This window comes from Lysinibacillus sp. NPDC093216, assembly GCF_050280325.1.
Classification (GTDB): domain Bacteria; phylum Bacillota; class Bacilli; order Bacillales_A; family Planococcaceae; genus Lysinibacillus.
The window spans coordinates 18,229-40,378 of sequence record NZ_JBNNVB010000002.1 but is presented as its reverse complement, the minus strand read 5'-3'; the positions used below and the strand labels follow the sequence as shown (position 1 = coordinate 40,378).

Sequence of the window (22,150 nt, the reverse complement as noted above, 5' to 3'; positions counted from 1 at the left end):
GTTAAATCTCTCCCTTGTCATTTATTTCATGTATAATTCCTTCCTTTAATACAATTTGATTGAGCTTTTGCACAATCTCTTTTAATTGCACGACCTCACTTAACTCAAGCTTCGAATAATATCTCGAAATAATAAATCGTTTTATTTCTTCTTCTCTTTCAAAATATGTAATGCCTGAAGTATCAAGATTTACAAATATTTTACGTCGGTTTTCTGGGTTAATGCTCCGAGTTACGTATTGCTGCTCTTCAAATTTACTAACTAGCTGTCCGACAGCACTAGACGTTATATTCATATAACTTGCAATCTGTCCAATCGTCACTTGACTATTTTTTTTAATAAAATCTAAAAGAATTATTTGCTTAGGGGATAACTCATCACTAATTAAATTATGATGTAATTTTATGAAATGGCTATCCATCGAATAAATAGCTTCATTTATTTCTCCACAAGCTTATATATAAGTTCTTCATCCTTTGTCATCACTAAATCCATCCTTTAAGTAAAGTTAATAGTAAAGGTATCTTTATTATTAACCTTACTTTATTGTATGTGGTTATTATTGTCAAATAAGCAATAATAAAGATCATTACCACAACGTGTGCTGATGATTCAAAAATAAACAGTGTGGTGTGGTCTACTCCAATAACTTTCAGGAATTTTTCATATTTAATGATTAAGATTAAGCGATTCATTGCAAGTGCGGGTATTTACTTCTCTTTCACGGATATCTCCCTGTTCGCGCGATTATATTCTGCTAACCTTTATCAAAAAATTGTTTACGATAAACATGTGGGGAGTATCCTGTATATTTCTTAAATTTATCAATATAGTAACTTACTGTACTAAAGCCTGTTGTTGTAGCAATTGTGGTGATCGATTGCTCACTATCACGTAATAGCTCCATACTTTTGCGAAGACGATAGTGTAGTAAATATGTGAATGGTGTCATGCCGACCATTTTTTTGAAAAAACGGCTACATTCTGCACGGCTTAAAAAAACATGTGTAGCTAAATTTTCTAAAGAAATTTTCTCCTGATAATGAGCATGTATATAATCAAGCATCTCCTTTGCTCGTTCATGCTGGACAATAATTGCTGGATCAAGTATTTCTTCTGTTAGCATTGATTGTGACAAAATAGTTTCCCAAATGGCTAATAACTCTCTCCATACCTTTAGCTCATAAAATACGGCTTGCTCTTGCAGTAATTTCGCCACAATTTCTACTTTTTGCGCCAATTTGCCTGATAGCTTTACATAGGGCAGTCTATTGCTCGTTATATACGGCAGTACATATTTAGTAGCAAATATACTGTTCTTGTGTCCACCTAATAGCAATGGATCCACGTTAATACAGAAAATTGTAGCCATCTCTACTTGAAACGGCTTTGCTTCATGTAAACCTGATGCATTGACAAATAGTCCCTCCCCCTCCTCAAGTACAAAGACATCTGCTCCTACTCGGTATTCCACAAGACCGCTTTTTACATAAACAAATTGAATTTCCTTATGCCAATGTAACGGTAAAAAATCTAGATTATCTAATCGCAAAACCGTCTCATATAAGGCAACTGGAAATTCCTTCGTCCCATGTAACGTTAGCTCTTGTAAATCCTTCGCAATTTTAATATGTTTTAACGTCACTACTTCGTTCACCTCAATATATTGATATTTTTAATCCATTAAATCGATATTTCTTTAGATTACTATTCATTATAATTGCTTTATATTGATAGTTTAGGAGATGTTTTAAGATGAATCAATCTGCACAGAAAAATCGTACGCTTGGTTTTATTCTTGTCATTCTAGGGGCAAGTTTTTGGGGTATTGGTGGAACCGTCGCACAAAAGCTATTTCAGCAGGAAAATATAGAAGTTGGCTGGCTTGTTTCCAGTCGTCTTCTTTTATCTGGCGTATTACTCATCACAGCTTATAAAATTACACATCGTAAAGAGTCTATTTTTGTGATGTGGCGAACAAAGCACAATGCTTTTAGACAAATTTTATTTAGTTTACTTGGAATGCTGGCAGTTCAATATACGTATATGATGTCGATTTCTATAGGCAACTCTGCTGTAGCAACATTATTGCAATACTTAGCACCACTCTTTATTATGGCTTATTATTTAGTCACGAAGCACAGTCAATTGACAAGGCAGGATGGAATAGCTGTGACGCTAACACTTATTGGTACTTTTTTATTACTAACAAATGGCTCGTTTTCTACACTTTCTGTTCCAACGATGGCCGTATTTTGGGGGATATTATCTGGTCTTTCGGCTGCTTTTTATACGCTATATGCCTTCTCACTTTTACAGCAGTTTCACTCATTGTTAGTTGTAGGCTGGTCAATGCTTATTGGCGGGATTGTGATGAGTCTTTTCCATCAGCCATGGCAAATTGATCTGTCAAACTGGGCATTTTCGACAATCGCTTACTTTCTGTTTATCGTAATTTTCGGGACAATGTTGGCATTTTGGTTTTATATTGCAAGTTTGCATTATTTATCGCCAAAAGAAACTAGTTTACTTGGTAGCCTAGAGCCTCTAACAGCTGTTATCACAAGTGTTTTATGGCTTAAAATTGCCTTTGGGAGCTTTCAGTTAATTGGGACAATGCTAATTCTCTGCATGATATTATATCTTACAGTTTTTCAGAAAAAGAATCGTCAGGAAGGCTTAACCAATCTAGGATAATTCCGAAAGTATTAGTCGTAAATTCCTATGTAAAATTTATAAACTATGAATTTCCACATAAAATTTACATATTATACATATCTTTTTTCCTTAACTGTCTATTATACTGAAAATATCATCATTCAAGGGGGTATTTTTATGGACAAAAAGGTTATTTTTTTCGAGGTTCGTGGTGGCACAGATAAAGGCCCTGACGGCTATCGACAAGATACAATGCCAATGGTGAATGCGCTAAAACAACGTGGACAGGATGCAGAAGTCATTTTCTTTGATGTTACAAAAAAAGAGGAAATTTTTAATTACGTCAAAGAGCAAGGTATTGCCTATGTATCACGTATTAATCCAGGAAACTTACAGCATGAACAAGAGTACTTCGATATGTTGCGTGAACTATGTAATGCAGGTGTCATTGGTATGCCACACCCTGATTCTATGATTGGTTATGGTTCTAAAGATGCATTATCAAAGCTGTCCTCAACGAATTTAGTGCCTGATGATACATTTGCTTATTATACAATTGAAGCATTTAAAGCTCAGTTCCCTACTTCTCTTGCTATTACTGAACGCGTCCTAAAGCAAAATCGTGGATCGACAGGAGAAGGTATATGGCGAGTAAAACTGGTTGAACCCCTTGCTGAGGGAATTACAGAAGTACCACTTGATGCGGAGATTAAATGTACAGAAGCAAAGGATAATCATGTGGAATATTGGAAACTAAGCGATTTCATGACGTTCTGTGAGCAATATATTACTGGTCCAAATGGCATGCTAGTTGATATGCGCTTCCTTCCGCGTATTACTGAAGGCGAAATCCGCTTATTTATGTTACGAAATAAACCAGTTAACGTAGTACATAAAAAACCGGCAGATTCCGAGGACGCATTTAGTGCAACACTATTTTCAGGTGCGCACTATCGTTATGATGCACCAGAAGACTGGGAAGAGCTTGTCCAAAACTTTTTAAGACAACTACCACTCGTAACTAGTTTACTGGGCAATTATGATTTACCGCTCCTATGGACTGCCGATTTCATGCTTGATACAAACGAAGCTGGCGAAGATTGCTATATTTTAGGGGAAATGAATTGTTCATGTGTAGGCTTCACTTCTGAACTTTCTTTAGCACATCAAGTAGCAGAAGAAATTTTAGCTTGTATCCATGAAAATACCGAGATTTCAGCATAGTGAAACCGGTCTTCTTCATTACTGCCCGTTAATGCGGGATAAATAAAAAAGTGCGATCTTCTGATTATATAAGGGTATAGGAATAGAGGATAATTAGTCTATTATAGAGGCTGGTTATCCACTTTTTATATACATACTATTCTTATTTTGAGTTGGACCTTTAGTTTTCTATTCGGAAAAAGTATTTTTCATAAATATCTATTGCTTCAATCTGTGGATTATTTAAATCAATTTTCAACTCACCCTCACGCTCTTCATCTTCTTCACCCAACCAACAAATATAAACTTCACAATAATCACCTTGTGGAAGCAACTCTTTTAGTAAGTGACATAAACAGAGAAAAGTCTTTTTGGAATTTTCATAGTTATGTGGTGAATGAATCTTTTGATATTCATTCATTTGCCAAATAGGGTTACCTTTCTCATAAACTTCATAAATATAAGGCGTAGTAAAATGCTTCTGTTTAACTACATCACGATCTTCTTCATCCGAGAAAACATAATCAATTTCAACTTCATCCTCCGTATAATACTCATTAAGTTTTACTGGAAAAGTTAAACCAATATAGGTTGCTATACTCATTTTCACATACTCCTTGTTTTAGAGTGACTTTTATTTAACTTCTCATTGTTTAAGTTCTTCTTCAAGTACACTAAAAAAACGCCCTCACCTGTTGGAGAAACGCCACCATTCCAATTTCATTCAATAGAATACTTTACCTATCAAATCTTAACAATGTATTGCCTTATTTCATATATGAAATATTTTCCTCATTCATCTAAACTCCCGTTAGTTGAGTAAGCCAAGATAAAACAACAATCGCTACGAACAGAATCATAAAAAATGAGCTGAGACAAAAAGAAAAATGTTAGACCTAGATAAAATCGGTCTAACATTTCTTTGATTTTAGATGGAAATTCACTTTGATGAAGCAGAAAAGTTATTATCTCTTTTTGTTATTTTTCAAAATAAACGAGTTCTGTCCTAGCCTCATTACTTTACATACGTTTGAAGGTTGTCACCCTAAGATAATATGAGGATCGCACTTTTTATATATAAATCTTAATGGCTTGTATAAATTCATAAATAAAATATCCGGCAAAGCCTATTAATAAAACGCCCGCAACCATCGTAAGCGACTTAATGAACTTACGACTCATCGCTTTACGGGTAACTGAAACAATGGTCATCAAACCAATATCATGCAGCAATATGCCACTGAGAACCCCTGCCGCAATCACTAAAAAGTTTGCTGACTGTCCTTGCCCATATGATTTAGCTAGTACAACACCGAAAACATTTACCCAGAATACTAGATTTCCAGGTGAGATTGCAACTAGTAAACCATTACGATAAGAAGTAAAAAATGATTTTGTCACTTTCTCTCCTGCAAGCGTAATATCATGATCAGCATTTTTTATAGAGTCCAGCCCTAAAAGGAATAAAAAGCCCGCTCCTATAATCCACATAGGAATTTGAATGATTGGCATTGCTAAAATGGACGCTAATCCCATATACAATGCAAAAACTAATACAAAATCAATTGTCATACCACCAAGACCGACAGCCCAACCATGCATAAAGCCATTTTTTAGTCCTTGCTTTGTCATTTCTACTGTAATAGCCCCAACAGGCATGGCAATCGCAAGTCCTACCAATACATACGCTACATATAGACTCAACTAAACACTTCTTTCATGCAATAAGATAAGTTTCATACGTCCGTTTATAATTGTATTATAGCATAAAAATACATAAAATGTTATTTTTACTAATAAATATTCATTTTTTATATGCTGATACTTAGTTAATCTATTTGTATGATATTATTGGGAAATCTATTCTTATTGCCATTTAATTCGCTTTGGCATAATTACATCCGGAGTTTGATTTGCGCCCTGGACGCTGTCAGTCATTTCGGTAATGTCACAGGACGATGCAGGTCAGTTAGCCGTTTTGAATGTTGACTTTCTTTACAGTTAACAGAGCAATTACCATCAATATTGCACAGCAAGCAAATAAACTAAGTAAAAACATCCCACCTCCCGAATAACCCCAATATTCTACAAGTGAACCGAAAATAGGTGGAATTAAAAATACACCAATGGATGCAACCATTATACTAAATCCACTTGCAAAACCACTCATAGATTTTTCCACACTTTCAACAGCTAGCGTCATCCATATACCATTAAAGCCAGCAAGAGAAAAACCTACAATAGCTATACATATAACTATTAAACTAGAGGAATGTATAAAGTACATAAGGGTTATCCCAATTGTGCTCAGCATTGTAATGATTAACAATACGCCCCATCGATTTCTATTAAAAAATTTATCACTAATAATACCCCACAACACTCGCCCGCATGCCCCACTTATTTCAGAGATAGCCAAGCATATTCCAGCACTATAAATTGACCAGTCCTTTATTTCATACAAAAATAATATAATGTACGTGTTAAATGTAATTTGAACACCCATTAATATGAATGCAGAGCTATTCGTAAAAAATAGCCATTTTGAGTGAAAGAAAATGCGTAACTGCTGACGTAAAGGCATCTTAGTAGCCATCTCACTTTGTGAATCTTCTTTTGTCTTTAATACAAAAGGTATGATGAAGCTAAACAATAATAATAATACTGCTGCAACCGACAATGTGTAGCGCCAACCGATGTACGCTACCAACGGAATCAACACAACACTCGAGCCTGCTGACCCTAGTGTGATAGACATCTGTTTTACACCCATTAGTAATGAAACTTTATTTACCGGAAGTGTATTCACAAGAAAACGATTTGTGACAGGATGCATTCCTCCATAACCCATCCCTGCTAGTACAACAAATAGTAAGGCCAACGAATAATTGTCTATCCAAGCAAAACTTAAAAAGCCTGTTCCAACAACAGTCATCAAGCAAACCATCATTTTACGGGTACTTAATCGATCTGCTAAATACCCAATTATCAACGTTGCTATAAATTGACCAATAAAAAGGGCAGTTGGAAGGAATCCTAACTGCCCTTTATTCAGTGATAAGTCAGCACTAATATAGAACATTAAAGGGCTAATGCTTCTCCCAACAAAGGCAGTTAAAAATTGAGCAATGATGATCCACATTGCGATAAATTTCATCTGTTGCATAATTTATCAAAACCACCTTTTACTCTTAATGAGCACATTCGCAAAGATTTATTTCTACCTAATAAAGTAATAGAACTTTTCAGATTTGTTTTTTAGCTAAATTTAACCACCACTTTTGCCATTACCTTGTAAAAATTAATATACCTAAATACTTTTAACTAAATACTCCCTACACCCCCAACCATTTTGGTACGAATAATACAAGGTCCGGAATATATGTCAGGAATAATAGTACGACAAATGAAATAACTATAAATGGAAAAACATTCTTTACTAGCGTTTCGAATTTCACATCCGCCATCGATGATACTATGAAAAGTCCTGTACCTACTGGCGGTGTTAATAAGCCCAACGTTAAGTTAATACAAATGATGACTCCAAAATGCACCGGGTCAATATTAAATGCTATTACGAGTGGCATCATTACAGGTACTAGAATTATTAATGCTGCAATTCCATCTAGTAGCATGCCGACTATTAACAATGCTAAATTCACTAATAATAAGAATACCCATGGACTTTCTGTAATACTTAACATACTTTCTACTAACAATTGTGGAATCCGTTCAAATGCAATCATCCATCCAAAAATATTTGCCATAATAATTAAGTACGTTACCGTTGCAGTATTTGTCACCGTATTGATCAGCATTTTAGGGAGCTTTTTAATATCTAACTCTCTATAGAAAAATAAACCTACAATTACTGCTAGTAAACAAGCAATAGCAGCAGATTCTGTTGCTGTAAATACACCCGTTAAAATACCTACAACAATTGTAATTGGTATTAATAGTGCTGGAACTACTTGTAATGTATTGCTTCTAATAACTGTCCACGAAGCACGTTCACTTTTCGGGAAATTTTGTTTATAGCCCATATAAGAAATAACTAAAATAAAAACAAGTCCATAAATAATCCCTGGGACAATTCCAGCCATAAATAAAGCACCAACCGATGTACTTGATAACGTACCATAAATAATGAAAATCATACTTGGTGGAATAATAGGTGCGATAATAGAAGATGCTAGCGTTATAGACGCTGCGAATTCACGTTTATAACCCTCCTTTTCCATTTGCGGTACCATTACTTTACTCATCATCGCAGCTTGGGCATTAGCTGATCCTAAAATCGATGCTAAGAACATATTAGCAACAACTGTAACATAGGCCAATCCTCCTCTAAAATGCCCGATAAGTACACGAGCAAATTGAACAAGCCTCGTTGTAATTCCTCCCTCATTCATAATTTCCCCCATTAACATGAATAACGGAATCGCTAATAGTCCAAAATTTTCAAGACCTGAATACATACGTAATGGTGTAGAATTTAATAATGTCATCTGACCATTTAATATGAAATAAATAACTGTCGTAATACCAAGCACCATCGAGATTGGAATACCAATTATAAGTAATAGAAAGAAAATTACGAGTACAATATATGTCATGTATTTTCTCCCTCTCTATTCATAATTGTGTCAATCAAATGTGAAATAAGATGAATTGCTGCAAAAATTAATCCAACAGATACTGCACTATATGGAATCCACATTGGCAATTGCAATGAGCTAGATTTTTGTAGCAACATAGATGGGTGCATCATCCATTTATAAGAGTAATAGATTAATATAAATAAGAATGCAATCATGATGCAACCCTGAATAATCCTCAATATTCTCTTATTACGCTCGGATACAGCATCGTATAAAAATGTAACAGAAGCCTGGGTGCCATATTTCAGGCCCCAGCTTCCTCCGATAAACGAAGTCCATATTAATAAGAAAATCGAAACTTCACCAGCCCAAGGGATGGGATCTTTTAAAAAATAACGAAAAATAACAGCAAATATCATTAAGACAGCTAGAGCAGCCATTAAAATGGTCATCAGAAATTCTTCGATTTTAGTAATGCCTTGACTAATTTTCGCCATTTAGCCATTCCCCCTAATTTACTTACGGAATTCTTTGATAAACTGTTTAATCAAATCTGATTTCGCACTGTACTCGGCATCGAAAGCTTCGATTTGCTCTTTAAATACATCTGCACCTAACTCATAAACAGTCATTCCTTGACTGGCAAGTTCCTTTTTGAATTCTTCTTCTTGTCCAGAGCGAGTTTCTACTGCATAAGCTATTGCTGCTTGTAAGGAATCGTTAATAATTTTTTGAGCCTCTTCAGATAATCCATCAAGCATCCTCTCATTTGTGACGACAATTGATGGCCATACCATGTGGTTTGTAACAGCTACATACTTGGCTACTTCAGAGTATTTATTTGTGATTGTCGCATCTAAGTCTATATCCATTCCGTCAATAACGCCTGTTTGTAAAGCTGAATATACTTCTGGTAATGGTAAACCTTCTGGCGCAGCTCCCGCTTCTTTATAGAACATTTGAAGCGGCGGACTTGGTGTTACACGCATTTTTAAACCTTCTAAATCAGAAGCTTTTTTAACTTCTTTTGATTTGAATACCATCGTACGTTGACCAGCGAATAAGTAATCTAACCCTTTTAAGCCCGTTCCTTCTATTTTCCCTAAAATTTCACGTGCAATATCCGTATGACTTGCATCAGATGCTTCTTGTAAATTTTTAAAAGTGTACGGTGCGAACCACGCGGACATCTCAGGTGTACGTGCACTTAAATACGCGGCTGTAATAAAAGCAAAGTCTATTGAGCCTGCTTCTACTTGTTGTACCATATCTGCTTCAGTACCTAATTGACTCGCAGGGTAAATTTCAAGTTCCATCTTGCCATCTGAACGTGCCTTTAATTCTTCATTAAATTTTTCAGCTGCTTTATGCCACATATGATCTGTTGATGTAATATGTGCAAGCTTAAATTTCATCTCCGGAATATCTCTACCCGAACTATTTGTTGATTCAGCTGATTTGTTGTCTGTTTCCTTTGTTGCGTTCGAGTTACTACAAGCTGCCAATACAAATAAAAGTGCTAGTAAACAACTAACTAGCGTAAACTTTAGCGGTTTTTTCATAATAAAATATCCCCTCTATTTTTGATTTATTATGTTGCATTTGTTATTGCTCCGCCTTCGTCTTTCCACCTGTTCCCCAATGAATGGGTGATACTTCTATTAAAATAACGCGTACACTATCCTTTGGAACTTGTGCCGTTTGAACAATGGCAGCTGTTACTCCCTGAATAATTTCTTTCTTTTGCTCCACAGACCGTCCTTCTAACAACTGAATTTGAACAATTGGCATACTTAGTCCTCGCTACTTCACAACTAATGTTAGTTTGCCGAGTGTCCCATAGTCTGCTTCTACTTCATCACCGGCTTTTACTGGAATTGCATCAGTTATGCCACCTGTTAAAACTAGTTGACCAGGTAAAATCCCCCTACCTTCTTTTGCTAACATCGTTAATAATTCGATGACTGAATAAATTGGATGACCTAGCACCGCTGCTCCTGTACCATGTAATTTTTCTTCTCCATTTTGTTTCAAAATAACTTCTGTAGAAGCCCAATCACATGCATATGGTGAAAACGCTTGCGCACTCAACCATATTTTTGATGAAGAAGCATTATCAGCTATTACATCAGGTAATGTAAATGAAAAGTTCTTATAGCGGCTATCAATTACTTCAAGTGCTAGAAATACATTTTCAATCGCATCCCAAACCTCTAAAGGTGTTAAATCCGCACCTTGTAGCTCTTTTTTAAAAACAAAGGCCACCTCTGCTTCAACACGTGGATGGATATATTCAGAAGCTGTAATCTCATTTGCCCTAAGATTCATTTTTGAAGTTAAACGCCCATAAATTGGAGAATTCACCTCCACTTGTTGCTGTTTAGCAATGCTCGTTAGGCCCATTTTCCAACCGATAAACCGATTGTCAGCTGTCATCGTTTTTTCCATACTAATTTTCTGAATTTCATATGCTTCTTCTACTGTAAGATTTGGTTTTGATTCGGTAATCTTTTCAATTGCCTCTGTTGTTGCTTGTGCTTCCGCTACTCGCTCTGCATATTCAAATAAAGACACTATACGCTCCCCACTTTCTGTTGTGCGATTTTCTGTGCTACTTCAATGATTGTATCTTCTTGTCCACCTACAACATTTAATTTGCCTAACTCTACTAAAATATCTCTAGCATCGACGCCCACTTTTTCAGCGGCTATATTTGCGTGAAGTAAAAAGCTCGAATATACGCCAGCATAGCCCATTACTAAACTACCTGTCGTAATATCTTGAGGATGTGGCAAAATATTGGCACGAACATATTCAGCCAAATCGAGCATTTTGTATAAATCTATGCCTATTTCAATACCCATGCGATTTAATACAGCGACCAATACCTCGGTTTGTGTATTGCCTGCACCTGCACCTAAACAACAGATACTACCATCGATACGCGTAGCACCTTCTTGAATCGCTACAAGTGTATTGGCAACAGCTAGAGACAAATTATTATGCGCATGAAAACCAATCTCAATGTTTAAATTAGTACGCAATAGACGAATACGATCCTGTACATCTGAAGGTAGCATAGCTCCCGCTGAGTCCGTGACATACACAGCATCAGCTCCATATGATTCCATTAACAATGCCTGCTCTAATACTTTTTCAGGTGATGCAGAATGTGACATCATTAAAAAACCAAATGCCTCCATACCTAGTGCTTTCGCTGTTTCAATATGTTGCTTTGATACATCCGCCTCAGTTACATGTGTTGCGACACGAACAACTCGAGCACCAGCTTCATAAGCCTCTTTCAATTGATGTATCGTGCCAATTCCAGGGATAAGTAAAACTGTTATTTTAGAATCTCCAGCAACTTCTACTGCCGCTCTTATTAACTGAATATCGTGCTCTTTAGAAAACCCATATTGAAGTGACGAGCCTCCTAAACCATCTCCATGCGTGACTTCGATATACGGTACACCTGCATCACTTAATTGCTTCGTTACATAACGAACTTGCTCAGAAGAAAATTGATGGGCAACTACATGACTACCATCACGAAGTGCAACTTCTGTTAAATAGATCTTACTCATACACTTCCACCTCCCTTAAGTGCATTGTTTTTGCAATTTCTTCAGCCACTTTCAACCCAGCAGCCGTCATAATATCTAAATTTCCAGCGTAGATCGGTAAATAATCTCCCAATCCTTCTACTTCAATAAATACCGTAACTTTCTTTCCATCTACAATTGGATCTAGCTTCAAACGATAGCCTGGTACATATTCATTTACATTTGCGACCATATTTTTTACGGATTCTATAATTTCTTCAGCATTAGCTTCATCTTCAAGTAGACATAATACCGTATCACGCATGAGTAAAGGTGGCTCTGCTGGGTTTAAAATAATAATTGCCTTACCTTTTTTTGCTCCGCCAATCAGCTCGATTGCATTTGATGTTGTTTCTGTAAATTCATCGATATTAGCTCGTGTTCCTGGACCTGCACTTTTTGAAGCAATCGTTGCAACGATTTCAGCGTAAGCAACGCTTTGTACACGGCTAATAGCATTGACGATTGGTATCGTCGCCTGACCCCCACACGTAATCATGTTTACAACAGGCTTTTCAATATGCTCTGTCAAATTCACTGTCGGTACAACAAATGGACCTACAGCCGCTGGGGTTAAATCTATTAATCTTTTGTTTAAACCTTGTAAAGCTTCCACATGTGCAATATGTGCTTTTGCTGATGTTGCATCAAATAAAATATCAGCCAAATGTGGTTGTTCTAGAAATCCTTCAATACCATTGGAAATCGTCTGAAAACCCGCCTCTTGTGCAAGTCTTAAACCATCTGATTCAGGATCAATACCAATAAGTACTGACATTTCTATGTACGGAGATCGTTGAATTTTCACCATTAAATCCGTACCAATATTTCCTGATCCAATAATGCCCACTTTAATTTTTGTCATGGTAGCTTTGCCTCCCTTTACACAAACTCTAGCTCGACTGTACCTAATAGTTCACCAAAGTCTGCTGTAAACTTATCACCCTGTTCAGCATCCAATGCTGCCGATAAAGCGCCGGATAATATAACTTCTCCTGCTTCAATACCAATGTTGAAATCTGCTAGACGGTTCACAAGCCATGCAACACAGCTTGCCGGATTACCTAAAACATCTTCTCCCTTACCTTCATTCATAAACTCTCCATTTTTATAAAGCTGCATTTCGATTGCTGGTAAGTCAACATTGAAGACCTCGCGTTTCACTTGACCTAGTACATATTTTGCAGAGGAAGCATTATCTGCGATTGTATCTAGCAATTTTATTTGCCAATTGGCAATGCGACTATCCACGATTTCAAGACTAGCTACAATATAATCTGTTGCTTCTAGTACCTCCTCAACAGTCACATTAGGTCCTTTTAATGGAGACTTGAATACAAACGCAATTTCACCTTCCACTTTTGGCTTTAAATAACCAGTTCGTTCGGTTTTTCCTTCTGTAATTTCCATATTCGATAAAAGATGCCCATAATCCGGTTCATCTACGTTTAATAGATGTTGCATTGCTAATGATGTCAAACCAATTTTTTTACCTGTAATTTTATGGCCGTTCAGTAACTTCTCATTAATGATTTCAAGTTGAATGGAGTAAGCATCTTTCAATGAAATATCTTTAATTGATTGAGTAATTGGCGCAATTCCAATGCGTGTTCTTTCCGCTTCTAGTAATTTGTTAGACCATTCAATTAGATTCACTACCATGCTATCACCCCATGTTATAATTTAATTGTTACGTTTGAGACCTCGCAGTAGAATTCAAAGCTATGTGCGCCACCTTCACGCCCGATTCCGCTGTGCTTCATACCACCAAATGGTGTCCGAAGATCTCTTAAATACCATGTATTTACCCAAACGATTCCTGACTCAATTTGACCTGCAACACGATGTGCACGTCTTAAATCATTTGTCCAAATAGTTGCGCCTAAGCCGTAATTTGTATCATTTGCACGTGCAATCACTTCGTCTTCTGTATCAAAAGGCAATACTGTAACAACCGGGCCAAAAATTTCTTCGCGTACACAACGATCTTGATCCGTTAATCCTGTAATAATTGTCGGCTCAATATAATAGCCTTTATCTATATTAGCTGGGCGACCACCGCCTGTAAGAATATTGCCACCTTCTTCTCTCGCAGTTTGAATGTAACCCATTACTTTTTCGTAATGGTCTTTCCCAACAACAGAGCCGATATCTGTCGTTGCATCAAATGGATCCCCTATCTTTAATTCTTTTGTGCGCGCTACAAATTTCTCAACAAATTCTTCATAAATATCACGTTCTACATATATACGAGAACCACAGAGACACACTTGCCCTTGGTTCATAAAGCTCGATTTTAGCGTTGTCGTAAGAACTTCATCTAGGTCCGAATCTTTAAAAATAATATTAGGATTTTTGCCGCCTAATTCAAATGAGACTTTTTTCAATGTAGGAGCGGCAGCCTTCATAATAGTGGTACCTGTTTTGGTTTCCCCCGTAAATGTAATAGCATCTACATCAGGGTGTTCCGATAGAAATGCACCTGCTGAATTTCCACCAAAACCGTGAACTAAATTTACAACACCGTCTGGTACCCCCGCTTCTTGACACAATTCAACCAAGCGAGTAGCTGTCATTGGTGTAAGCTCCGCCGGTTTCATGACAGCAGTACTACCTGCCGCTAGACAAGGGGCTAATTTCCAAGTTAAAAGTAGTAATGGTAGATTCCAAGGATTAATCATGGCCACAACACCTACTGGTCGTGTCACTGAATAATGTAGTGCCATATTGTCTTGGTTGTAAGATTCATTCCCAAGTGAAGTAACATAATCCGCAAAGAAGTGGAAATTATGTGCCGCACGTTTAATATCCATTTCTAAAGCTAAATGATACGGCTTGCCTGTATCGGTTGCCTCTAAAGCAGCGAGTTCTTCAACATTTTCTAATATGAGGTCGCCAATACGTCGTAAAAGTTGAGAACGCTCTTTGACAGTGAATCTTCCCCATGTTCCTTTCAAAGCAGCTTTTGCAGACTGTACCGCTACGTCAACCTCTTCTCTAGTCGCTTCTGCTACCCATCCAATGACTTCTTCTGTCGCAGGATTTATATTTTCAAATACTTTCCCATCTGTAGTCTCAATGAATTCGCCGTTTATGAAATTACGGCAATTGATACTTTTCGTTTTAATCGTTGCATGTTGCATCACTTTTCTCACTCCCTCAATTATGAAGCGACTTTAAGGAAAAGAGTCTCTTACCTTATTTCCTGAAGTCACTTTTTTGATTATTCTGAAAATTCAACAACCATTTCTATTTCAATTGCTGTATTATTAGGGAGTTGGGCCATTCCAACTGCCGAACGAGCATGCTTACCTCGCTCTCCAAAAACATCCACTAGTAAATCTGATGCACCATTCATAACTTTTGGTTGTTGTATAAAATCAGGTGTAGAATTGACCATCCCTAAAATTTTTACAATACGCTTCACTTTCGATAAATCACCTAATTCATATTTCAATACAGATAAAAGGTTAATCATTGATTGGCGACAAGCTGCATAGCCATCCTCTACTGTTAAATCTTCACCTAATTTGCCATGATACTGATCGACACCTTGCCCCGATGTAAAAATTAAATTACCTGTTCGTACGCAACTAACATAATTTCCAACTGCTTCCCTAGGCTCAGCAAGCTCTATTCCAAGTTCTTGTAATCGTTCTTCAGGTGTTTTCACTTGATTTACCATTTAAAACCTTGCTCCTTTCTACATTTAAAAATGTCATAGCATTTTCGCCTAAAATTGCTTTACGTACTTCTTCTGACAAGTCCAAGGTCTCATCTATAATTTTCCCAGGGTTAATTTCTCTCAGTAAAAATGGATAGTCTGATCCCATAATAATTTTCTCATGGCCAAAACGTTCAATTAAATAATGTAGATTTTGTGATTCATATACTAATGAATCAAAGTAAAAGTTTTTCGTATAGTGGCTTGGAGGATACTTTGTACGTCTAAGATTTGGCCAAACATCCCAACCTTGATCTAGACGTGGAAGAATGTAAGGGAATGATCCGCCACCATGTGCAAAACAAACCTTTAAATTCGGACACTTTTCCATTACGCCACTCCACACTAAGCTTGCTGCTGCTAAAGCTGTCTCACTTGGCATGCCGATTGTATATAAAAAATTATGTCTTGGTGTTCTATCTTGAGCTAAGGTTTCCCAAGGGTGAATAAATAGTGGCATTTCATATTGTTCTGCCGCTTCAAAAAATGGAAGTAAATACTCGCTGTCTAAATTTTCTCTATTTATATTGGTACCGATCTCAATTCCAGCTAGCCCCATTTCCTTGCACCGTATTAACTCAACAATTGCCGCTTTTGCATCTTGCAACGGTACAGTTCCTAGGCCGATGAATCGATCTGGATGTTCTTTAACAACCTCTGCAATAAAATCATTTTGGAATTGTGCAAGCTCTACTGCTTGTTCAATAGGAGCCCAATAAGAAAATGTTACAGGTACAGGTGAAATAACCTGCATATCCACACCCTCATTATCCATATCCTCAATGCGTTTTTTCGCATCCCAGACTTGATCGGTCACTTCCCTAAACACTTTACCACTTACCATAATATCCGCTCCACAAGAACATTTTTGCTCTAGGACAGGCCACTTTTCATTTTCATACTTAATAGCAAAATTCGGTAAATCTTTTGGATAAATATGTGTATGGAAATCTATTCGCATTGCCATTCACTCACCGTCTCAGGCATTACATGTCCACAATTATCACATTGGCGTAATTCTTTAGAAGAGTTGAAGTGATCAATACCTTCTGCAATTTGTTTACCAATGTTTGTTACTTGAATGCGTACACGATGCAATTCATGGTCACATTCACTGCATAGCCATACTAAATCTTCTAACTCGCCCTCTTTGCGCTTTCTCTCCACGACAATTCCATATGTGTCTGCTATACGGTGCGGTGAATGAGGAACGTTTGCCGGTAGCATGAACATTTCGCCTTCCTTCACTTCAATTACTTCACGTTTACCTTCATCATTAATAACCTCTACAAAACAAGAACCCTTAATTTGATAGAATAGTTCATCTGATGGGTCAACATGGAATTCACGACGAGCATTTGGACCACCAATTAACATAATTAAAAACTCAGAGTCTTCCCATAGTACTTTATTATTCACTGGCGGTTTTAGTAAATTCTTGTTCTCCTCAATGATTTTTAAAAGGTTTTGAGAACGAGCTTGTAATTTGCTTACTTGCGTTGAATTTGACATATTTGAATTCCTCCTGTTTTTTAGATTTAATAATTAATTGTCATATAGCCTATTTGTCTCGAAATCATTTCTGCTGAACGAATTACTTCACGAACAATCGCATGTTTCTCCTTACCGTTCATATAACTTTTTTCACCTACTAAGTTAAGAGCCGCCACAACCTGTCCATTATAGGTTTTAATAGGTGCTGCAATTCCATAAGTATTCGATTCATTTTCTAAATCGCTAATGGCATAGCCGTTTTTATATACCACTTCAAGCTCCTTTTTCAAGTCATCCACAGAAGTAATGGTATTGGTCGTTTGTTTAAACATTCCTTTTTCCATCATCGGTATCATAAATGCCGGATTATACGTTAACAATACTTTTCCGATGCTTGTTGAATAAGCAGGATAACGAGTCATCCCGACAAACGTTGGTACTACATCCACATGTGGAGACATGGCCTTGTAGACAAATCGAACTTCCCCATTATCAAACATCCCAATATGAGAAGTACCTTTAAAACGCGCAATCAAATTACTTATAATGGGTCCTGCTTCAAAATTAATATCTTGGGAATACATAACTTTGTTACTCCACTCAAGAATTTTCCAGCCCAATCGGTAACGCTTATCACTGCCTTGCAAGAGGATACTTTCTTTACACATTGTTTTTAAGAAATGATGGACTGAACTCGGAGGTAAATTTAACTTATCTGCAATTTCTTTATTACTCAAAGATGGTTCGCCATCCGAAAATAAATCGATAATGCGTGTGATTTTTTTTACTGATGAAATCAAATCCTTCACCTCCAAGTTCAATTTAAATTATTTGTTTCTCTCTTACTTCTTCTTTCTTAGCAAGAATTGAATCAACTAAATCAAAAGAATACTGTTTCTTAAATTTATTGTAGTAAATAGCACGTTTCCTAACAGGATCCCCTGTATAATAGCGTTCATATTGAAGTGCTCTCATACCAAACCCTTCACCACATAGATCCCAAGCTAGCTTAAAGATTTTCATTCTTAGTTCTGCATCTACACCTTCTCGTCCACCATAATGGCGATCGATGCTTGGACGGAGTTCTGGATTTAGGAAATCTGCTTCAGTTGGCATCATAAGTAAACCGCCTGCACCAATTGTTTGCATTACTTCAATTGCTCTCGGATACATTTCAGGCATCATGCCGCGAATTGTTTCTAAGGCATCTGGATTTAATCGAGCTTCACCGTGCTCTGTAATTGTAAATTCATGCTCTGCTGTTCGAAGCAATGCACGGATGACTTCTACAGATTGCACTAATTCACCGAGGTCACGTTGCACATTTAAAAATTGATCTACACCAATCGAATCAGCAACCTTGCAAGCCACCTCTACAGCAAATGCAAGTTTGATGTATCCTCTAACACCTGACTGATGTGCTGGCTGTTCTGCAATACCTGTCATTGGATACAGCAAGTTCGCAGCTTCAACGTTGTTGTATAAAAATACACGATCCCATGGTACTAATACATCTTCAAAAATGAGTAGAGCATCCATTTCCTCATAGCGAGAAGCCAGCGGATGATCGAATGTTGAACGTGTACCATCTTGAACTGGTTCACGACAAATAATTTTTAATCCTTTCACATCAATTGGTACGGCAAAAGCCAATGCATATCGCTCATCTCCTTGTGCAAATCCAGGGAATGAATAGACAATCACTTCATCCGTAAGTGCTGCTAATGTTGCTAGCATTTTTGCTCCGCGGACGACTAATCCCTCAGGACGTTCTTCTACTGCACCTAAATGTGTAAACATATCTGACTGCTGATGCGATGATTTACTTCGATCATTTTGCGGGTTCACAATTGCATGAGTTAAGAACACATCATTATCACGTAAATGGCGATAATAAGCTTCAATATTTTTAGCCCAATCTTGGTTGTATTTCGCTAAGAACCAAGAATTTTGTGCTAATGAAGTCACCACTGTATTTAAAAAATCTGGTGTTCTGCCCATCAAGCCATATGTTTGTCGAGCTACAACTTCAAAAGCTTTACTACGTTTCATGATGTCTTCATAAGATTTAGCAAATAGGAATGAAGTTGCTACACGTTCACCTGTTTCTTCACAAACATGCGTTAAATCTTCTTGGTATTTTGGATCATGTTGTAAATCAAATAACTTTGCAATTTCTTGGATTGGTTGATGAAAATAGGGTTCATCGTAAACACTCTCTATTAAACTGCCATTTAGCCATACTTCCGGTTTTCTTGACTTTAATGCATCTATATATTGTTGTCCTGTTCTGATTCCCATAACTGAAAATCCCCCTCTCCGAAATATTTATTGTTGTATTAGCTGTTTTGTCGAGCCCATCTTGCCTTCAAAGAATGTAAGCGCTTCCCTTTCGGTGCGTCCAAAATTTATTATTTCTCCGATAAATAACACATGATCTCCTGCATCTACTTCTTTCCATGGTTTACATTCGATAAAAGCAGACACACCTTCAATTTTAGGAGCTATACCGTCTTTAATCCATGTAATTTCAAGTCCTTCTTGCTTCCGTCCTGCAAATTGCCATGCAATGGACTCCTGTTGATCTGCTAAAATATTAATTGTAAAAGCTTTGTTTTTCATTTGAGATAAAGAATTTGCTTTTTTATCGATAGATACTAGTGCTAGAGCTGGCTCTAACGAAACGGAAGTAAATGAGTTCACTGTGATTCCATTAATACCCGCGCCATCAAACCAAGTAACCACCGTCACACCTGTAGGAAATTTCCCAAATGTTTGTCTAAGTAATTTTGTTTCCATTTACAGCACCTCTTTTTATTTATTATTAGAATCATAACAACTTCTCTTCTCTTTGAAATGCATTATATTTCAAATAGTGAAATCGAACAAAATTATCTTCTGCTTTAAACTTATTTTTTCTGCAAAAATCAGTATTTTTCTATTCAGATAAAGTAATGACCATCTACGATTTGATAACCCGCTGATTTATATGATATTTTTCTGCTTTAAATCTATTTATCTGAAACTTTATTATCATTTTTATTTTCACGAAAATTCAGTCTATTTATTTCTGCGTTTATGAGCAAAAAGGGAAGAACTCCTATAGAGATGGCTTCATCCATTTAGTTTTTATTATTTAAAATAAGGGTGCGAAGTTGGTCGGTTTTTAATATGGACTCATACTTGTCCCCAAAAACTGATCGACCTTTCTTCACTTTCTACAATAAAAAAAGTAGCACAAACCATTGTCTTAGTTTGTACTACTAATGTTAGTATGTTTTCTTTTAGAGCATTTGCTTTTTCCATTGCGCTAGCACGTCATTGGATTTCGCAATGTCCACTTTTAATGCTACTTGCTTGGCAGAGCAACGCTTTTTAGCCTTCTCCCACGCTTCTTCTAGAGCAGGTAAATAGCTTAAATTTTTTGTAGCTGCGACAAGTTGTAAAAAAATATTTCCTTGAATGTAATACCAACGAGGGTTCATGCCATCTAACTGAATAGCCTCTTCAATAAGACGTAATGCCAAATACGGACTGCCTTCATTTCGACTCAAAAACTGTGCGAATGCTCCCCAGTAAAGAGCTTTATTTGGCTGTAGTTTTATCGCTTCCGCATATTGCACAAGTGCTTTGTCATGCTCCTTAGCAAGAGCAAAATATTCAGCCATAGTATAGTAAGCATTCGCTTGCGCCTCGACCGATCCAGCTAATAATTCATCTACTACTTTACCGAATTGCTGATCATCCTCACTTCCTAGATATGCAGCGAGTACATCACGCTCTGGATAGGAGCCATCTGTTCGTTCAACACTTTGCTTCCCTTTTTCAGCAGAAGGAATAGGCATATTTGCATAACCGTTCGCTTCCAACAATGCGACGTGTTGTTGAATTGTTGGAAAAGATTCATGTTCTGTAAACGCACTATTAGCTAACAGTGCTTTGGCTAATTGATAGCTTTCTTTCACATGACCATTTAAAAATAATTCATTTATCTGTTGTACTTGCTCATCAAACTGTTTAATCACTATTAAAATCCTCACCTTCACCAAAAGAAAAGTATTATAGGTATTTTACCATCTTTAAATCTAAAACAAACTAAATAGAAATAATTTTTCTACAATTCTTTTAATTCAGAGCTGAATGACCACATTAAAAATCTGATAACAATATGGTTCATCACATAGCGAGTGTTGATTTCCGTTTCGATTGGGCGTTTTCTCGAGGGCGTCCGATGAGCCGCTTCACTCGCGTTGCTCGGCACGGGGTTTCGCCGCTTAATCGTGCATTTTGCCGCTTGATGGAGACTTTTCGCCGCTTGGTCATAGGTTTCTGCCGCTTGGTCGTGCTTTTCCGCCGCTAACTCATGGCTTTTCGAAGCTAACTGGGCTTTCCGCCGCTAACTCATGGCTTTCCTCCGCTAACATGTGCCTTCCTCCGCTAACTCAGGCTTTTCCGCCGCTAACTCATGCCTTTCCGCCGCTAACATGTGCCCTTCCGCCGCTAACTCGTGTCTTTCCGCCGCTAACTCGTGCCTTCCTCCGCTAACTCGTGCCTTTCCGCCGCTAACTCGTGCCCTTCCGCCGCTAACTCATGCCTTTCCGCCGCTAACATGTGCCCTTCCGCCGCTAACTCGTGTCTTTCCGCCGCTAACTCGTGCCTTTCCGCCGCTAACATGTGCCCTTCCGCCGCTAACTCGTGTCTTTCCGCCGCTAACTCGTGCCTTCCGCCGCTAACTCATGCCTTTCCGCCGCTAACTCGTGGCTTTTCGCCGCTAACTCATGCCTTTCCGCCGCTAACTCGTGGCTTTTCGCCGCTAACTCATGCCTTTCCGCCGCTAACTCGTGGCTTTTCGCCGCTAACTCCGT

General features: G+C 37.4%; 23 protein-coding genes. 2 read left to right on the top strand and 21 right to left on the bottom strand.

The features are described 5' to 3' along the window. Position 1 precedes the first annotated feature (1 nt). Both ACQKOG_RS02620 and ACQKOG_RS02615 read right to left on the bottom strand, forming a co-directional pair. Complete coding sequence (locus ACQKOG_RS02620; protein WP_427444875.1) at positions 2-421, bottom strand: MarR family winged helix-turn-helix transcriptional regulator; 420 nt, start codon at positions 419-421, stop codon at positions 2-4. Positions 422-757: 336 nt separating this feature from the next. Then, the gene (locus ACQKOG_RS02615) at positions 758-1,645 is read right to left on the bottom strand and encodes an AraC family transcriptional regulator (protein WP_427444873.1); all 888 of its coding nucleotides are present in this window, start codon (positions 1,643-1,645) and stop codon (positions 758-760) included. A gap of 110 nt (positions 1,646-1,755) precedes the next feature. Here ACQKOG_RS02615 and ACQKOG_RS02610 point away from each other — a divergent pair, with 110 nt between their 5' ends. Both ACQKOG_RS02610 and ACQKOG_RS02605 read left to right on the top strand, forming a co-directional pair. Continuing rightward, complete coding sequence (locus tag ACQKOG_RS02610) at positions 1,756-2,697, top strand: EamA family transporter (RefSeq protein WP_427444870.1); 942 nt, start codon at positions 1,756-1,758, stop codon at positions 2,695-2,697. 138 nt (positions 2,698-2,835) lie between these two features. Next, positions 2,836-3,882, top strand: a complete 1,047-nt coding sequence (locus ACQKOG_RS02605; RefSeq protein ID WP_402874639.1) for a Cj0069 family protein — start codon at positions 2,836-2,838, stop codon at positions 3,880-3,882. 160 nt (positions 3,883-4,042) lie between these two features. Here ACQKOG_RS02605 and ACQKOG_RS02600 read toward each other — a convergent pair whose 3' ends face one another. The 19 genes from ACQKOG_RS02600 to ACQKOG_RS02510 all read right to left on the bottom strand — a co-directional run bounded on the left by ACQKOG_RS02600 (position 4,043) and on the right by ACQKOG_RS02510 (position 21,310). After that, entirely contained in the window at positions 4,043-4,465 is a 423-nt protein-coding gene (locus tag ACQKOG_RS02600) for a hypothetical protein (RefSeq protein ID WP_427444867.1), read from the bottom strand. A gap of 467 nt (positions 4,466-4,932) precedes the next feature. Further along, positions 4,933-5,565, bottom strand: coding sequence for a LysE family transporter (locus ACQKOG_RS02595; RefSeq protein ID WP_370081708.1), 633 nt, complete (start codon positions 5,563-5,565; stop codon positions 4,933-4,935). A 265-nt stretch (positions 5,566-5,830) separates the two neighbouring features. Continuing rightward, complete coding sequence (locus ACQKOG_RS02590) at positions 5,831-7,027, bottom strand: MFS transporter (RefSeq protein ID WP_427444864.1); 1,197 nt, start codon at positions 7,025-7,027, stop codon at positions 5,831-5,833. Between the two features lie 169 nt (positions 7,028-7,196). Continuing rightward, positions 7,197-8,477, bottom strand: a complete 1,281-nt coding sequence (locus tag ACQKOG_RS02585; RefSeq protein ID WP_370081704.1) for a TRAP transporter large permease — start codon at positions 8,475-8,477, stop codon at positions 7,197-7,199. Next, positions 8,474-8,959 (bottom strand): TRAP transporter small permease, encoded by a 486-nt coding sequence (locus ACQKOG_RS02580; protein ID WP_427444862.1) that lies wholly within the window; start codon positions 8,957-8,959, stop codon positions 8,474-8,476. The genes ACQKOG_RS02585 and ACQKOG_RS02580 overlap by 4 nt, the downstream gene beginning before the upstream one ends. Before the next feature lie 18 nt (positions 8,960-8,977). Beyond that, entirely contained in the window at positions 8,978-10,024 is a 1,047-nt protein-coding gene (locus ACQKOG_RS02575) for a TRAP transporter substrate-binding protein (RefSeq protein ID WP_427444860.1), read from the bottom strand. Positions 10,025-10,067: 43 nt separating this feature from the next. Further along, entirely contained in the window at positions 10,068-10,253 is a 186-nt protein-coding gene (locus ACQKOG_RS02570) for a 2-hydroxymuconate tautomerase (protein WP_370081698.1), read from the bottom strand. A gap of 12 nt (positions 10,254-10,265) precedes the next feature. After that, positions 10,266-11,036, bottom strand: coding sequence for a 2-keto-4-pentenoate hydratase (locus ACQKOG_RS02565; RefSeq protein WP_370081696.1), 771 nt, complete (start codon positions 11,034-11,036; stop codon positions 10,266-10,268). Continuing rightward, a complete protein-coding gene (dmpG, locus tag ACQKOG_RS02560) occupies positions 11,036-12,049 on the bottom strand; it encodes a 4-hydroxy-2-oxovalerate aldolase (protein WP_370081694.1) in 1,014 nt (337 codons plus the stop codon). Before dmpG ends, ACQKOG_RS02565 begins: the two co-directional genes overlap by 1 nt. After that, positions 12,042-12,932 (bottom strand): acetaldehyde dehydrogenase (acetylating), encoded by an 891-nt coding sequence (locus ACQKOG_RS02555; RefSeq protein WP_370081692.1) that lies wholly within the window; start codon positions 12,930-12,932, stop codon positions 12,042-12,044. Before ACQKOG_RS02555 ends, dmpG begins: the two co-directional genes overlap by 8 nt. A gap of 17 nt (positions 12,933-12,949) precedes the next feature. After that, the gene (locus tag ACQKOG_RS02550) at positions 12,950-13,729 is read right to left on the bottom strand and encodes a 2-keto-4-pentenoate hydratase (RefSeq protein ID WP_370081690.1); all 780 of its coding nucleotides are present in this window, start codon (positions 13,727-13,729) and stop codon (positions 12,950-12,952) included. A gap of 14 nt (positions 13,730-13,743) precedes the next feature. Further along, positions 13,744-15,210, bottom strand: coding sequence for an aldehyde dehydrogenase (locus ACQKOG_RS02545; RefSeq protein ID WP_370081750.1), 1,467 nt, complete (start codon positions 15,208-15,210; stop codon positions 13,744-13,746). A gap of 80 nt (positions 15,211-15,290) precedes the next feature. Next, positions 15,291-15,752, bottom strand: coding sequence for a RidA family protein (locus ACQKOG_RS02540; RefSeq protein WP_370081688.1), 462 nt, complete (start codon positions 15,750-15,752; stop codon positions 15,291-15,293). Continuing rightward, entirely contained in the window at positions 15,727-16,758 is a 1,032-nt protein-coding gene (locus ACQKOG_RS02535) for an amidohydrolase family protein (protein ID WP_370081686.1), read from the bottom strand. Before ACQKOG_RS02535 ends, ACQKOG_RS02540 begins: the two co-directional genes overlap by 26 nt. Next, positions 16,743-17,303: a 3-hydroxyanthranilate 3,4-dioxygenase gene (locus tag ACQKOG_RS02530; protein WP_370081684.1), complete on the bottom strand. Its 561-nt coding sequence runs from the start codon at positions 17,301-17,303 to the stop codon at positions 16,743-16,745. The genes ACQKOG_RS02535 and ACQKOG_RS02530 overlap by 16 nt, the downstream gene beginning before the upstream one ends. 26 nt (positions 17,304-17,329) lie before the next feature. Next, entirely contained in the window at positions 17,330-18,085 is a 756-nt protein-coding gene (locus ACQKOG_RS02525; RefSeq protein ID WP_370081682.1) for an IclR family transcriptional regulator, read from the bottom strand. 22 nt (positions 18,086-18,107) lie between these two features. After that, positions 18,108-19,586, bottom strand: a complete 1,479-nt coding sequence (locus ACQKOG_RS02520; protein ID WP_370081680.1) for a 4-hydroxyphenylacetate 3-hydroxylase family protein — start codon at positions 19,584-19,586, stop codon at positions 18,108-18,110. A gap of 27 nt (positions 19,587-19,613) precedes the next feature. Continuing rightward, positions 19,614-20,084: a flavin reductase family protein gene (locus ACQKOG_RS02515; protein ID WP_415731481.1), complete on the bottom strand. Its 471-nt coding sequence runs from the start codon at positions 20,082-20,084 to the stop codon at positions 19,614-19,616. Between the two features lie 485 nt (positions 20,085-20,569). Then, positions 20,570-21,310, bottom strand: coding sequence for a tetratricopeptide repeat protein (locus ACQKOG_RS02510; RefSeq protein WP_427444854.1), 741 nt, complete (start codon positions 21,308-21,310; stop codon positions 20,570-20,572). Between the last annotated feature and the right edge of the window lie 840 nt (positions 21,311-22,150).